Annotated in this window: 15 protein-coding genes and 1 pseudogene; 3 read left to right on the top strand and 13 right to left on the bottom strand. The window is 57.5% G+C overall.

Annotated features, from left to right (window positions below):
* Positions 1–94: 94 nt before the first annotated feature.
* A complete protein-coding gene (locus tag ABXH05_RS12700) occupies positions 95–715 on the bottom strand; it encodes a pyridoxamine 5'-phosphate oxidase family protein (RefSeq protein WP_353561330.1) in 621 nt (206 codons plus the stop codon).
* Between the two features lie 235 nt (positions 716–950).
* Here ABXH05_RS12700 and ABXH05_RS12695 point away from each other — a divergent pair, with 235 nt between their 5' ends.
* Positions 951–1,256: a DUF1330 domain-containing protein gene (locus ABXH05_RS12695; RefSeq protein ID WP_348140249.1), complete on the top strand. Its 306-nt coding sequence runs from the start codon at positions 951–953 to the stop codon at positions 1,254–1,256.
* Positions 1,257–1,298: 42 nt separating this feature from the next.
* Positions 1,299–1,541 carry a CDGSH iron-sulfur domain-containing protein gene (locus ABXH05_RS12690; RefSeq protein WP_353561329.1) on the top strand — a complete coding sequence of 81 codons (243 nt, stop codon included), beginning with the start codon at positions 1,299–1,301 and terminating at the stop codon, positions 1,539–1,541.
* 25 nt (positions 1,542–1,566) lie between these two features.
* On the opposite strand, the gene ABXH05_RS12685 is transcribed toward ABXH05_RS12690, so the two are convergent.
* The 12 genes and pseudogenes from ABXH05_RS12685 to ABXH05_RS12630 all read right to left on the bottom strand — a co-directional run bounded on the left by ABXH05_RS12685 (position 1,567) and on the right by ABXH05_RS12630 (position 11,844).
* Positions 1,567–1,947, bottom strand: coding sequence for a hypothetical protein (locus ABXH05_RS12685; protein ID WP_353561328.1), 381 nt, complete (start codon positions 1,945–1,947; stop codon positions 1,567–1,569).
* A 111-nt stretch (positions 1,948–2,058) separates the two neighbouring features.
* A complete protein-coding gene (locus ABXH05_RS12680; RefSeq protein ID WP_353561327.1) occupies positions 2,059–2,790 on the bottom strand; it encodes an SDR family oxidoreductase in 732 nt (243 codons plus the stop codon).
* 135 nt (positions 2,791–2,925) lie between these two features.
* Positions 2,926–3,348 carry a VOC family protein gene (locus ABXH05_RS12675; RefSeq protein ID WP_353561326.1) on the bottom strand — a complete coding sequence of 141 codons (423 nt, stop codon included), beginning with the start codon at positions 3,346–3,348 and terminating at the stop codon, positions 2,926–2,928.
* 64 nt (positions 3,349–3,412) lie between these two features.
* On the bottom strand, positions 3,413–3,889 hold the full coding sequence (locus ABXH05_RS12670) for a GNAT family N-acetyltransferase (protein WP_353561325.1): 477 nt from the start codon (positions 3,887–3,889) through the stop codon (positions 3,413–3,415).
* Positions 3,886–4,698, bottom strand: coding sequence for an MBL fold metallo-hydrolase (locus ABXH05_RS12665; protein WP_353561324.1), 813 nt, complete (start codon positions 4,696–4,698; stop codon positions 3,886–3,888). Before ABXH05_RS12665 ends, ABXH05_RS12670 begins: the two co-directional genes overlap by 4 nt.
* A gap of 86 nt (positions 4,699–4,784) precedes the next feature.
* The gene (locus ABXH05_RS12660) at positions 4,785–5,303 is read right to left on the bottom strand and encodes a superoxide dismutase family protein (RefSeq protein WP_353561323.1); all 519 of its coding nucleotides are present in this window, start codon (positions 5,301–5,303) and stop codon (positions 4,785–4,787) included.
* A gap of 65 nt (positions 5,304–5,368) precedes the next feature.
* Entirely contained in the window at positions 5,369–6,154 is a 786-nt protein-coding gene (locus ABXH05_RS12655) for a TatD family hydrolase (protein ID WP_353561322.1), read from the bottom strand.
* Positions 6,154–7,716, bottom strand: a pseudogene (metG, locus tag ABXH05_RS12650) (methionine--tRNA ligase); the annotation flags it as partial. The gene ABXH05_RS12655 and the pseudogene metG, both read right to left, overlap by 1 nt.
* Before the next feature lie 23 nt (positions 7,717–7,739).
* Entirely contained in the window at positions 7,740–8,861 is a 1,122-nt protein-coding gene (locus tag ABXH05_RS12645; RefSeq protein ID WP_353561321.1) for a DNA polymerase III subunit delta', read from the bottom strand.
* Positions 8,861–9,523, bottom strand: coding sequence for a dTMP kinase (gene tmk, locus ABXH05_RS12640; protein WP_353561320.1), 663 nt, complete (start codon positions 9,521–9,523; stop codon positions 8,861–8,863). The genes ABXH05_RS12645 and tmk overlap by 1 nt, the downstream gene beginning before the upstream one ends.
* Positions 9,523–10,680 (bottom strand): D-alanyl-D-alanine carboxypeptidase family protein, encoded by a 1,158-nt coding sequence (locus ABXH05_RS12635; RefSeq protein ID WP_353561319.1) that lies wholly within the window; start codon positions 10,678–10,680, stop codon positions 9,523–9,525. The genes tmk and ABXH05_RS12635 overlap by 1 nt, the downstream gene beginning before the upstream one ends.
* Positions 10,681–10,827: 147 nt before the next feature.
* Entirely contained in the window at positions 10,828–11,844 is a 1,017-nt protein-coding gene (locus ABXH05_RS12630; protein WP_353561318.1) for a septal ring lytic transglycosylase RlpA family protein, read from the bottom strand.
* Between the two features lie 132 nt (positions 11,845–11,976).
* On the opposite strand from ABXH05_RS12630, the gene ABXH05_RS12625 reads away from it, so the two are divergent.
* Positions 11,977–13,314 (top strand): MmgE/PrpD family protein, encoded by a 1,338-nt coding sequence (locus tag ABXH05_RS12625; protein WP_353561317.1) that lies wholly within the window; start codon positions 11,977–11,979, stop codon positions 13,312–13,314.
* The last annotated feature ends 4 nt before the right edge of the window (positions 13,315–13,318 follow it).

Here is a 13,318-nt window from a genome sequence, read left to right as displayed (position 1 = left end):
GGTGTGAAAAGCGACCATCGGTCACTTTTTAGCATGGCCTGCATGGCACCTGACGACAAGGTTTGAGGTGTCGCCAGGAGATGCTTCTTGCCGCTTAGTAGAGGTTGTCCTTGGCGTCCTGATCCAGAGCCTGGTCAATCAACTCGGCCTCAATGTCCAACGCCAGCTGGTCCCGCATGATCTGTCCAAGGCTCGGGAAATCCTTGCGTTCAATCTGAGCCTCAGGGTCCCACAGGCCGGACCGCTTCACAGCTTTTGCGCAGTGCAGATAGGCCTCTTTGACCTCGACCACGAGGACCGACAGAGGAGGGCGCCCGTTTGCAAGAAACCGCTCCATCAACTCGGGATCCTTGCTGATGGAGGCTGTGCCATTCACCCGCAGCATTTCGTTGACGCCGGGCAGAAAGAACAAAAGCCCGATGGCTGGGTTGTGGGATACGTTGGTCAGTGAATCGAGCCGGTTGTTGCCCGGACGGTCCGGCATGGCCAGATGTGTCTTGTCCAGCACATGCACAAATCCGGGCTCGCCGCCGCGAGGGGACACATCGCCCAATCCATCTGCACGCGACGTCCCCAAAACGCAGAACGGGGACAGCTCGATGAAGCGGGCACAGTGCGCATCGATATGGCGGATGTCTTTTGCCAGCACCGCATCATTTGGTTCGGCATAAGTGCCGCGAAGATCAGCTTCTGTGGCAAGCGTTGTTTCGGTCATGAAGTGCTTTCAGATTTAAGCAGGCGGGACACTGAAATGGCATTGAGCCGCGAATGCGTCACAATAGCTTTTTTGGCTGAACCTGCCAGCCCGTGACGGCGCTTCCTGACAAGCGCCGTCAGCAGCAATTGACGCATAATATATATTATGGAAAACAATAGATATGGTGAAACAGGTACCGGGTGGCTAGGCTACTTGGGAACAGTTATTCGAATCTCCAAGGAAGACCGCACACATGACCGTATACGTCGCTGGCCACATCTCCATTCATGATCGCGACGAGTACGCGAAATACGAGGAGTCCTTCATGGACGTCTTCCAGCAGTTCAAAGGGTCTCTTTTGGCTGTGGATGAAAATCCGTCGACACTTGAAGGAACATGGTCAGCCACACGATTTGTCTTGCTGAGCTTCCCGTCCAAGGATGACGTCATGGCCTGGTACAATTCGGATGGCTATCAGACCATCGTGAAGCACCGGTTCGCGGCCAGTAAAATGGACGCGGTCATTGCTACCGGTATGGACGAAGCAGCAGCTCAATAGCCGTACCACCATCCCTGCCCCTAACCCCTGTAAGGAACCCCAATGTCAGATCCTGTAATTGCCGCCAAAGAGCCTGCAATGGTCGAAGTCAAAGCTGGTGAGACCTATTGGTGGTGCCGCTGTGGTCGGTCCAAGGCGCAGCCATTCTGCGACGGTAGCCACGCTGGAACAGACTTCGAACCGATGGAATACAAGGCGGAGAAAGATCGCGCGGTGTTTTTCTGCCAGTGCAAGCACACCAAAAACGCCCCGATGTGTGATGGTCGTCACGGCGCTCTGAAGTAGGCTTGGGTGGGCTACATCACCGACGTTACACGGCCTTTGTGTAGCCGCGCTCAATGACGCGTTCCAGTGCTTCAAAGGCCTCGCGGAGCTCTTCAAAGGCCACGCGATGCCGCTGCAGATCTTCAAGTGCGTCAACCGTCGGCACACCTGGTGTTTCAGCCACCGCGAGCGCCTTTGACAGATAGCTCGCGCGCAGCTCTGCAATACGTACCGCAAGGCGCGTGATCGTATCGAGATCAATGTCCGGCAGCTTGCCGCTCAGAACCTCTTGATTGGCTTTCATGATCGTACGGTCCATGCGATCACGAAACACGTTCAAGGCATGACGTTTTTCGCGATCCAGTTCCGCACTGGTCAGCAGCCTGTCGATCTTTTTGGTCTCAACCACACCTGCATAGCGCACCATTGGAGCACCCTCCTTTGAGGATAGGATTTATCCCCAGTTTGCGAGAGTATCTCACAGGCCCGTTAATAGACTGTTAGGATGGCAAAAAGCCGTTCAAAAGCAAGGGTTTGCTCACATTGATTGCTGTAGAGGACGAATGAGCATTTCATTGACCGCGACGTTGTCCGGCTGGCCGATCGCATAGGCAATCGCATCAGCAATGGCCGTGGGATCCAGGAACTCAAAGTCATACGTCCCGCCCATATTGTCCATAACCACCTTGTCGGTGATGGTGCCCGCAAGTTCGGTCGTCACGGCTCCAGGGCAAATGGTGGTGACGCGGATTTTGCCGGCGGTTTCCTGCCGCAGTCCCTCTGAGATTGCGCGCACGGCAAACTTCGTCCCCGAATAGACACCTGTTGCCGGACCGGTCCTGTGGCCGGCAATGGAGGATACATTGATGATGTGACCAGAACTGCGTCCCAGCATGTGGGTCAGCACGGCATCAATGCCATAGAGGACGCCCTTGATGTTGACGTCCACCATGCGATCCCATTCGTCCACTTTGCGTGATGCAAAGAATGACAACGGCATGAGCCCGGCATTATTCACGAGCACATCGATGTGTCCGAACGCTGCAATGGTGGCTTCACCCAGGTCGAGCATGGACTGGTGATCGCTCACATCGGTGACATGCGCTTTTGCGTTAGCACCAATCTCATCTACCAGTGCGTCCAGCCGGTCCTGACGGCGGGCTGCCAGCATGACTTTCGCGCCGCCGGCCGCCAGTGTCTTGGCAACTTGTGCACCGATACCGCTTGACGCACCCGTGACGATTACAACCTTGCCTTCAAGTCCGCTCATAGCACCCTCCCCTAAACCATTGTTTCGACTCATCGTCTGCCCGATTCATCGGCCAGTCCATGAAGCGCGTTTGTTTCATCATAGATAAATATGACCGGAAGTCATTTCAAGGCGAAACATAAGGAGTGCTTGCGATCAGCTGACGCGCAGGGATCCATCTGCTTCAAGTGGTGAATGCGGGTTCCAGGCCACTTCCCAGAAGTGCCCATCAGGATCTGCAAAATATCCGGAGTGCCCACCCCAGAAAACATCCTCGGCCGGCTTCACCAATCGTGCCCCGGCAGCCACGGCTTCAGAGAGCACACTGGCCACGTCTTCCTTGGCGCGCACATTGTAGGCCAAGGTAACGCCTCCAGCCGTCGCCTCGGGCAGATCCTCACCAATGTCTTCAGCCAGCTTGTCGGTTGGATACAGCGCGAACACAAACGTGCCCATGGCGTAAAAGGCAATCCCGTCCTGCGAGATGCTGGCCTCAGTGAAGCCAAGCCGCCCGTAAAACGCCCGCGATGCTGCGAGGTCTGAAACGCTCAAGGTGATGATACTGATGCGCTGGTCCAAAATGCTCTCCTTACCCGGTGAGAACATAATAGCAACATTTGCGCGAAGCGCCAGAACCGGTGTGCTAGACGATCGGTTTTTTGGGGCGCTTGAGTTGCATTGTGGCGTCCTTGCCTTCTGCAAGCTGAAAGCCGAACTGCTCATAAAAGCCGTGCGCGTCTTTGGTGGCTAGCGTCCAATTGTAGACGTTCTCAAACGGCGGATAATCGAGGATGGCCTGCATCAGAAGCTTGCCACAGCCCTGCCCCTTGTATGTCTCAATCACAAAGACATCTGACACCCAAGCAAACCTGGTCATGTCCGTCACCAGACGTGCGAAACCTATCTGCCGGTCGCTGGGGACGTGATACAGGCCGAACGGAAACCCGTTGGCAACGCTTTCCATGATGCGCTCTGGCGATACGTCGCCGGCCCAGTAGGTTTCCGACAACGTGTTGATAATCACCGTCCGGTCGAGTCGGTTGCGGTCTGTCGAGACCTCAAACTCACCTTGCCGGTATACGCCGCCTTTCCAACCTGTGTGGTTTGCACCATCGCTCACAGTGGATACTCCAGCACCATGCCGTCATAGGCAGGAATGATCCCGTCTGGCAGTTCCTTGCGAAGCGTCTGGTAGTCCAGATCCACATGCATATTGGTCAACACACCAAGCTTTGGTTTGACGTCTGCAATCCATTCCAGTGTGAGATCAAGATTGGCATGGGATGGGTGCGGTGCCCGGCGCAGGGCGTCCACAATCCAGCAATCAATCCCGGCAATGGCATCACGCGCGCGCTGCGGTACGCCGTTGACGTCCGGTGAATAGGCAACGCCGCCCACCTTGAAGCCCAATGCTGGAATTGACCCGTGCTCTAGCAACAGGGGCTCGAACGTCACGGGGCCGCCGTCTCCGTCAATGGTGACCGGCTCGTGCGCCGTCATCTTGTGGGCATTGAGTATCGGCGGATAGCCAGACCCAGGCGGTGTCTTGAAGCAATAGTCAAAGCGGTTGAGCAGCCACGACTCCGTGGTTTCGTCCATATAGACATCTACCCGCGCCCGGTTGTTCATGGCCACCATACGAAGGTCATCGATGCCATGGGCCTGGTCCGCATGCGCATGGGTGTAAAGCACCGCATCAAGACGACCCTGATTGGCCATGTTGAGCTGCTCCGCCATGTCCGGCGACGTATCAATCAGGACATTGGTTGTTGGGCCGCCCGCCTCGGCAGATTTCTGTACCAGGATCGAGCAGCGTCGGCGGCGGTTCTTTGGTTCATCCGGGTCGCAGTCGCCCCAGATATTACCGATGCGCGGCACGCCGCCGGACGAGCCGCAGCCCAGAATAGTGATTTTGAGAAATCCGCTCATGACTCAACGCAGATGATTGGCAGGTAAACAAAAACGGCGACGGCCGAACAGGTCATCGCCGTTCAAGTTCTAGGTATGTAAGGCTACTACCCGCCGATGACGCCACATGCAACCCGTCCGCCGGCACCGCCGATCGGTTGTGTCATGTGATCGTCCTCATTGGCATGGATAACCAGCGCCGAGCCGTCCTCGTCCATCAGCCCGCGGTCGCCGCTGATGGAGACCAGCGTGGTCAGGAGTTCAGCGTTCGCCGCGCCATCGTCATCTGCGTAGATGTTGGGCAGGTCTGCATTGTCCGGCCCATTTTCGTTCAGCAGCCCATGCTCTTTATCATCGAAGTTGATGTGACCTTTGGAGAGCTTGAACTTGCCAACGTCAGAACAGTCTCCGACAGAATGCAGATGCATTCCGTGCCAACCTGGCTCCAGCCCGTCCTCGCCAATTTCGATGCGCATGAGAACGCCCGTGGGCGCATCATGAAGAGTCGCAGTGCCGATGCTTGCGCCTTCGCCACCAATGATGTCGACCTCAAGTGGGGCGGCGAGAGCAGAACCCGCACCTGCAATGAGCCCGGCGCATGCGAGCGCTGCAATACGATGTTTCATGGCGTTTCCCTCGTTTGTTCTTGTGAGGACCCAAGTGTCACGCTGTTTGGTGTCCAATGCCAGCGTCAGTTTGCAACCGGCGGAATCTTTGTGAAGAGCATATGAAAATTGGCAGTTGTGACCGCAGCAATTTCATCCGGCGTGACACCTTTGATTTCAGCCAGTTTGTCCGCAGTGTGAGCGGTGAAGGCTGGCTCATTGGTTTTGCCACGGTGTGGCACCGGTGCCAGATAAGGAGAGTCGGTTTCCACCAGCAGGCGCTCCATCGGCAGCAACTTTACCGTCTCGCGAATGTCATCCGCCTTCTTGAAGGTGATGATACCGGACAGTGAGACATAGCCACCAATGGCCACCGCACGCTGGGCAAGCTCAGGGCCCGATGAGAAACAGTGCAGGAGGAACGGGAACGCACCCTTGGCGTGTTCTGTTTCCAGAATGTCCGCCATGTCCTCATCGGCATCGCGTGCGTGGATGATCAAGGGCAGCTGTGTTTCGCGCGCAGCTTCAATGTGCGCAAGAAAGCAGGCCTTCTGTTCTTCGCGCGGGGCGTTGTCGTAAAAATAGTCGAGCCCGGTCTCGCCAATTCCCACCACGTCCGGCGATTGGGTCGCGTCAATGATGCGTTGCGCCGTGACACCGGTCTCGCTATCGGCTTCATGGGGATGAACACCCACCGTGCACCACACATTGTCGAACCGCTTGGCCACATCATGCACACGCTCAAACTCAGATAGCTTGACGCAGATTGTCAGCATTCGGCCAATGCCGGCCTCCCCTGCTCTGGCGACAACACCATCCAGGTCCTCAATGAGGCCCGGGTAATCAAGATGGCAGTGACTATCAACGAGCATTACTCGGCCTCCGCTTCTACATAGCGCGGGAACACGCCTTCGGGTTTCGGTAATGCGGTGCCGGCTGCAAGACGGCCGCCTGCGCCAAGTGCCGCAAAGTCGCGCTGGTCTTCCGGTGCCACGACCAGGTCAAGAAGTTTGCCACAGGACGTTGGCATGATGGGCGAAGCGAGGATGGCGACCTGCCGGATGATTTCGGCTGTCACGTAGAGCACAGTGCCCATGCGTTCCGGGTCTGTTTTCTTCAGCGCCCAAGGTTCCTGACCGGCAAAGTAGCGGTTTGCTTCAGCAACGACTTTCCAGACCTCACCCGCATAGGTGTGAATCGCCTGTTGATCCATTGCCTTGCGGGCCCCACGCAACAACCCGTCCGCAGCCTCGAGTATGGCTACATCCTGGGCATAAAACTCACCCGGCGTAGGCACAACGCCATCGCAATTCTTGCCAATCATCGACAGCGAGCGCTGCGCAAGATTGCCCAAATCATTCGCCAGGTCCGCATTGATGCGATTGACCATGGCTTCGTGACCGTAGCTGCCGTCCTGCCCGTAGGAAACTTCGCGGCAGAAGAAGTAGCGGAACGGATCAACACCGTATTCTTCAATCATCTCGAACGGGTCGAGCACATTGCCGAGCGATTTCGACATTTTTTCGCCGCGGTTGTAGAGGAACCCGTGCGCAAACACGCGTTTGGGCAGCTCGATCTCTGCGGACATCAAGAAGGCTGGCCAGTAGACCGTGTGGAAACGCAGGATGTCCTTGCCGATGATATGCAGATCCGCCGGCCAGAACTTCGCAAGCTGGTCTGGATCGGTATCTGGAAACCCAACTCCCGTGAGGTAATTGGTGAGCGCATCAATCCACACATACATGACGTGATCGTCATCACCGGGAACCGGCACGCCCCAGTTCAGGGTCTTGCGGGACACGGACAGATCTTTGAGGCCACCCTTCACGAACGACATGATCTCATTGCGCCGCGCATCCGGCTGCACAAAGCCCGGTTGGCTTTCGAAAAGCGCCATCAGCTTGTCCTGATAGGCAGAGAGCTTGAAGAAATAGCTCTCTTCTTCCATCCATTTTACCTCGGTGCCGGTGGGCGCAAGTTTCTCACCATTGGGCCCTTCGGTCAGCTCGGTCTCTGTGTAGAACGCCTCGTCACGTACCGAGTACCAACCTTCATACTTGTCGAGATAGATGTCGCCCTTGGCTACGAGCCGGTTCCACAATTCCTGCGCGGCCACGGCGTGGCGCGGTTCGCGGGTCGAAATGAAATCATTGTTGGAGCAGTTGAGTGCCGGCGGCAGCTCCCTGAACTTTTGCGAGTTGCGGTCCGCAAGGTCATCAACGCTTATGCCTTCTTTCTCCGCCGTCTCCACCATCTTCTGACCATGTTCATCCGTACCCGTCAGAAAGAACACGTCATAGCCATCAAGCCGCTTGAAGCGTGCGAGGACATCCGTCGTCAGCACCTCATAGGCATGGCCAATATGCGGTGCGCCATTGGGATAGGAAATGGCCGTGGTGATGTAAAAATTCTTGTCGCCGGACATGGCGGTGGCTTTCAGCTTGTATGAAGCAGGTGCTACCCGCGCGCTGCAGTTTCGAGTGCTGCAAACGTGCCGAGAACCACCTGTTTTCGGTCGAGATTAAGTGCCTCTGCCCTCTCGGCAGTGCGGGCGGTGTTTTCCCATACCTCCACCCATCGATCAAGCGAAGCCCCCGCCGCCAGCCGGTTCATGATGTCAGCTTCCCCGGCAATCACTTCATCAATCATCGCCGGTCCACCAGCGCCCTGCCGTACCAGGCGCACGAGCCAGTCTGACAAAAGCTCGCGGAACATCTCATAGGCCTGATCATTGCCGCGCCGCGCCAGCTTTTCAGCAAGCGCATGCACCGCCGGGACATCCGGCTTGGGAAGGCTTGCGATCACCCCATGCATCTCACGGTAGAGCTCAATGCCACCGCCGCCCGCCAGCAGAAGTGCCCGCCCGACGCTGCCCTGCGCCAGCTTGGCCACGGCTTCCATATCTCCGTCCGCCATGTGCCCCAGATGTCCATGGACCGCGGACAGCAACTGATCATGACTGAGCGGCTTCAATGGAAGCGTGCGACATCGCGATCTGATGGTCGGCAACAACCGGCCGGGATGATTGGCGAGAACCAGAAAAATGGTCTGTGCAGGAGGTTCTTCGAGAACCTTGAGCAACGCATTGGCCGAACTCGTGTTCATGTCATCGGCACTGTCGACAATGCAAATGCGCCAGCCGCCCTCGCCCGCCTTCATGCCGAAGAAGTCATGCGTCCTCCGAACTTCATCGACAGAAAGCACGGTCATGTATTTCTTGGTCTTGTCGTTCCATGGCTTGCGCAGTGTCAGCACATTGGCATGACCGCGCGACGACACTCTTTTGAAGATCTCGTCTTCCGGCGGAATGTGCAGCGTTTCAATGCCCGCAGATTCCACAATACGCGGGTCACCATATTTGAGCAGAAACCGGGCGAACCGGTATGCCAGTGTTGCCTTGCCAATCCCTGCGGGCCCTGTGATCAGCCACGCATGGTGAAGCCTGCCTGCCATGAAGGCTTCGCGCAGGGCGTCTTCGGCCGGCTGATGGCCATACAGCATTTCTGTGTCGCGGGGATGGGGAAATCCTTCCAGCTGATCTGGCTGGGGCACATCAAAGGGTTCAGGAGATCGAGCCATTAAGACGTCACCTCACCAAACCGCGTGATCACGGCTTGCCAAATTGCCTGGGCAACTTCATCAGGCGATTGCGATGCGTCGATGACGATGCACCGGTCGGGGTCGCCTTTGGCAATGTCGAGAAAGGCCTGTCGCAAGGTTTCGTGGAACGCAACGTCAAATCCCTCATAGCGATCCTCACCCGCATTGGCATCTGCCTCACGCGCTCGCGCACGGGCAAGACCAACGTCAATCGGCAAATCCAGGATGAGCGTGAGGTCTGGCTGCGTATCGCCGACCACCAGCTGTTCAAGGTCAGACGTGGTCTGGGTGCCAAGACCAAGGGCATGCCCCTGATAGGCGGTGGTTGAATCTGCAAATCTGTCGCTTATCACCCATTGGCCATTGGCAAGTGATGGACGGATCAGACGTTCGAGATGGTCCACGCGCGCTGCATTGAGGAGGAGCGCTTCAGACAAGGGTGCCCAACGGTCCGTACTGCCTCTGACAAGGAGGGCACGTATGTCTTCAGCGGCAGGCGTGCCGCCTGGTTCACGCGTTGCTATGGCGGCGATCTGATGCGCGGTCAGCGCTTCGATCAGCCGTGTAATCTGCGTTGTCTTGCCGGCACCCTCGCCGCCTTCAAAGGTAATGAACCGGCCGCGCTGTGTGTCGGTCGCCATCAGCCTGAGATCAGCTGCGCGAGTGCGCTCATGGCTTTGCCGAACATCCCCAGCGCCTCAACGGATGTTCCCGCCTGCAAGTCATATGTGCGTGTGGGCAAGCCAGGACCGGTGATAACGAGCTGGCCAATGATATCGCCCTCGGCGATTGGGGCGTTCAAAGGACCATCGTAGCGGACCTTCGCTTCCATGCCTTTGCGCGCGTCCCGCGACATCGTAAGGGCAACATCCGTGGCGATCACCATGGGGACTGTGCGGCTTGACCCTTGCCAGACAGGCGCACGCTCCAGAACCTGACCTGCTTCCAGCAGATTGTAGGAGCGGAATTCGCGAAATGCCCAGTCCATCAGCCGCTGTGTTTCATTGGCGCGCTCTTTTTCAGAACTGAGCCCGTTGACCACGAGCACAAGGCGACGTCCGTTGCGAACGGCCGATGCCGTAAGCCCATAGCCGGATACGGATGTGTGTCCGGTCTTGAGCCCATCAGCGCCCATGTTCATGTAAATGAGCGGATTGCGATTGGCTTGCGTAATTCCGTTCCATTCGAAATCACGTACGGAATAGATCTCGTAAAACTCAGGATGCGTTTCGATGAGGTAGCGCGCCAGAATAGCCAGCTCGTTGGCAGTCATGAGATGACCTTCATCCGGCCAGCCGGTCGCGTTCTTAAAGGTGGATGTCTCAAGCCCGATTTCCCGGGCCCGCTCCGTCATCCGTTCAGCAAATGTCGCTTCAGAACCTGCCAGAGCTTCAGCGATTGCGATGCAGGCATCATTGCCGGACTGGACGATGACACCATAAATGAGGTCGCGGACCGGGACGCGGCTGTTGAGTTCCGCAAACATGGTGGATGAGCCGGAAGCAGCACCGCCCTTGCGCCAGGCGTTTTCGGAAATGACAAACTCGTCATCCAGCGTCACACGGCCGTCTTTCAGGGCGTCGAACAACATGACCATGGTCATGAGTTTTGACATCGAGGCTGGAGCCATCAGCTCGTTGCCCTGCTTCTCGTAGATGATTTCGCCAGTCGCAAAATCCATCAGCGATACGTAACTGGCGGGGGTCTCGATAGCCCGCGCAGGTGCGATGGCGAACGAAGCCGCAGCCAGCGCTACGGCGAGCAGAAAAGCAGGAAGTCGAGTAAAGCGGGCAATCATAAAACGCGGGGCTCCATCCAGCTCGAAGGGGGTACGTTTGTACCGTCCAAATAAGGCTGCAACTGGATTACCGCGTATGAGCATCCTGTACCAGTGGCGACACCCGTTTTGATGGAAACGTCACCTTTTTGGCAGAGGAATGCGCGCCTAGTTGATGACGACGCGGGCCCCATTCTGCCCACGTGACACAACCGATTCGAGCAGCCCATCGGCGCCCTGAGCGTTGTTCACCGGTCCAACCCGTACACGATACCAAGGCGTGCCATTCACAACAGACTCAGTCACTTCAACTGGACCAAGGTCGGAAAGCTGTGAGGCGAGCGCATTGGCGTTGCTGGCACTGCGGAACGAACCTGCCTGAACAAAGAAGTTATCCACGACAGGCGCCATAGCGGTTGTCTGCGAAGCTGGTGCCGAAGGTGCAGTTGCTGCGGGAACGGTCCCTGCGGCAGCAGAAGCACCACCCGCCAGAAGCGACAGGTCTACCGGCGCGTTTGGCACAGGCGGCAGGCCCGCTGTTGCAATGTCATCGTCGTCATCCTGAACGGGCTGCATCTGCGATGCTGCCTGTGTCGCTACAGGTGCCACAGGTGCAGGCTGCGCATTGACCGTCTGCACGCGGCCCTGCTCACCGGTCCAGCCTTCCGCCTTCGCCAGATACTCGACGCGGACTTTGGCTGTGCCCTGCTCCTTGTAGCCCAGCAATTCAGCGCCGCGCATGGACATGTCAATTTCACGGCCACGGGCAAACGGGCCACGGTCATTGATGCGAACAATCAACGAGCGCCCATTTTCAAGGTTGGTCACGCGCGCCATCACCGGCATGGGAAGTGTCGGATGTGCAGCAGAGACCTGATACATGTCGAAGATCTCGCCATTGGCGGTCATCTTCTTGTGGAACTGCGGGCCATACCAGGAGGCAATGCCCGTGCTGTTGTAGCGCTCGTCTTCCTTGGGATAATACCACTCACCGGCAATCTGATACGGGTTGCCCACTTTCCAGTAGCCACCCTCGCCGCTTGGTATCTCACTGCGGCTGACTTCCTTCACAACGGCGCCGGCCAGCTGCGTTTCCGCACACCCTGCAAGAACCAGCATGCCGGTCAGTCCAACCAGCATTGCGCCAATGCGCGGCGTACGTGTGCGTGACATAATCGCGTTCATGGCCCCATTATCCCCGTCAATAGTCGAGACACCACAAGCAGGCAGTACCTTCGTCCTTGTGGAGACCGGCACCGCCCGAATTTCAGACAGTTAGAATGCCTGCAATTTGGTAAACGAGGCGTTTACGATTTCATGACCACCGATCACGCACAAACCGACACTCCCCTGACCCGCCAGTTGGTACAGCATGCCCGCGCCAAGGAGGCCACGGCTGACGATCTGGCAATGGCCGCCCTGTTTGTCCTGGATGCTGTGGCAAATGCGCTTGGCGGCTGCGCCAGCGAACAGGGGCGTAAACTTCTGCGTTGGGCAGGCAATGGCCCAAGCCGACCCGGAACCCCCTTCGATACTGGCTCCCATGCGCTGCTAATGGGCGCCCTTACCCATATTCTTGAAACCGATGATCTCCACCGGGCCTCCGTGGTGCACCCCGGTTGTGTGGTCGTGCCTGCTGCGTGGGTCATGGCGCTTCGTGAAGGTATCTCGGGGCCAGCATTCTTGCGCAGTGTCCTGGAAGGCTTTGAAGTCACGACCCGTGTGGGCATGGGGGTGGGGCCTGCCCACTACCGCATCTGGCACAACACAGCCACATGCGGCCCATATGGGTCCGCTATGGCAGCGGCAACCCTGCTGGGCCTCAACGAAGACCAGACCGTTCATGCTTTGGGCAATGCAGGCAGCCAGTCCTCAGGTCTATGGGAATTCCTTGATACCGGCGCCATGACCAAACATCTGCATGCAGGCCATGCAGCGCAGGCTGGGGTGCAGTCTGCAGACCTGGCGGCCCTCGGCTTCACCGGGCCTCCCCGAATACTGGAAGGCGAACGAGGCTTCTTCGCAGCCACTTGTCCCGATGGGGATGCATCCCGTGTGATGTCTGATCCCGACGGACCCTGGCAATTGCCTCTTACATCCATGAAGCCATGGCCGTCCTGTCGTCATACCCACCCGGCCATTGATGCGTCCCTTGAGCTGTCCGGGAAACTGAAGCACGCCAGCGCTGATGAGTTTCACTCTGTAACTGTCGAGACCTATCAGGCGGCGGAGGATGTCTGCGATCGCCCCCATGCCGACAGCGAATACGAAGCCAAATTCTCACTTCAGCACTGCATCGCGACGGCATTGGAAAATGGTGAGGTCACTCTTGCATCGTTTGATGATGCTGCCCGCGTCAAAGCCCGACGACTTGCCTCCGGCATCACCATCAAGGTGATGGATCCTTATGCCGCGTCCTACCCCGTTGACTGGGGCAGTGCTGTTGAAATTGTCATGACAGACGGGACAAAGCACCGCGCAGAACGCGGGTTTGCAAAGGGCGATCCTGAGGCACCGCTCACGCCACCAGAGGTGGTCGAAAAATCATTGGGGCTGATGGAGTTTGGCGGTGTTGCTGCGCCAAAGCAGCTCGCCGAGGCTATTCTTGCGCTGCCGATGGCCGAAAGGCTGCCGCCTCTTCCGCTCTTTGCCTGACCTG

The sequence above is a fragment of the Pyruvatibacter sp. HU-CL02332 genome (genome assembly GCF_040362765.1).
Lineage (GTDB): Bacteria > Pseudomonadota > Alphaproteobacteria > CGMCC-115125 > CGMCC-115125 > Pyruvatibacter.
The sequence above is the reverse complement of the archived record's forward strand: the minus strand, read 5'-3'. Positions and strand labels throughout refer to the sequence as shown.

Bases quoted from the DNA above. Each gene is read 5' to 3' on its own strand.
- ABXH05_RS12700 (WP_353561330.1), bottom strand. From the start codon at position 715: ATGACCGAAACAACGCTTGCCACAGAAGCTGATCTTCGCGGCACTTAT.
- ABXH05_RS12695 (WP_348140249.1), top strand. From the start codon at position 951: ATGACCGTATACGTCGCTGGCCACATCTCCATTCATGATCGCGACGAG.
- ABXH05_RS12690 (WP_353561329.1), top strand. From the start codon at position 1,299: ATGTCAGATCCTGTAATTGCCGCCAAAGAGCCTGCAATGGTCGAAGTC.
- ABXH05_RS12685 (WP_353561328.1), bottom strand. From the start codon at position 1,947: ATGGTGCGCTATGCAGGTGTGGTTGAGACCAAAAAGATCGACAGGCTG.
- ABXH05_RS12680 (WP_353561327.1), bottom strand. From the start codon at position 2,790: ATGAGCGGACTTGAAGGCAAGGTTGTAATCGTCACGGGTGCGTCAAGC.
- ABXH05_RS12665 (WP_353561324.1), bottom strand. From the start codon at position 4,698: ATGAGCGGATTTCTCAAAATCACTATTCTGGGCTGCGGCTCGTCCGGC.
- ABXH05_RS12660 (WP_353561323.1), bottom strand. From the start codon at position 5,303: ATGAAACATCGTATTGCAGCGCTCGCATGCGCCGGGCTCATTGCAGGT.
- ABXH05_RS12655 (WP_353561322.1), bottom strand. From the start codon at position 6,154: ATGCTCGTTGATAGTCACTGCCATCTTGATTACCCGGGCCTCATTGAG.
- ABXH05_RS12645 (WP_353561321.1), bottom strand. From the start codon at position 8,861: ATGGCTCGATCTCCTGAACCCTTTGATGTGCCCCAGCCAGATCAGCTG.
- tmk (WP_353561320.1), bottom strand. From the start codon at position 9,523: ATGGCGACCGACACACAGCGCGGCCGGTTCATTACCTTTGAAGGCGGC.
- ABXH05_RS12635 (WP_353561319.1), bottom strand. From the start codon at position 10,680: ATGATTGCCCGCTTTACTCGACTTCCTGCTTTTCTGCTCGCCGTAGCG.
- ABXH05_RS12630 (WP_353561318.1), bottom strand. From the start codon at position 11,844: ATGAACGCGATTATGTCACGCACACGTACGCCGCGCATTGGCGCAATG.
- ABXH05_RS12625 (WP_353561317.1), top strand. From the start codon at position 11,977: ATGACCACCGATCACGCACAAACCGACACTCCCCTGACCCGCCAGTTG.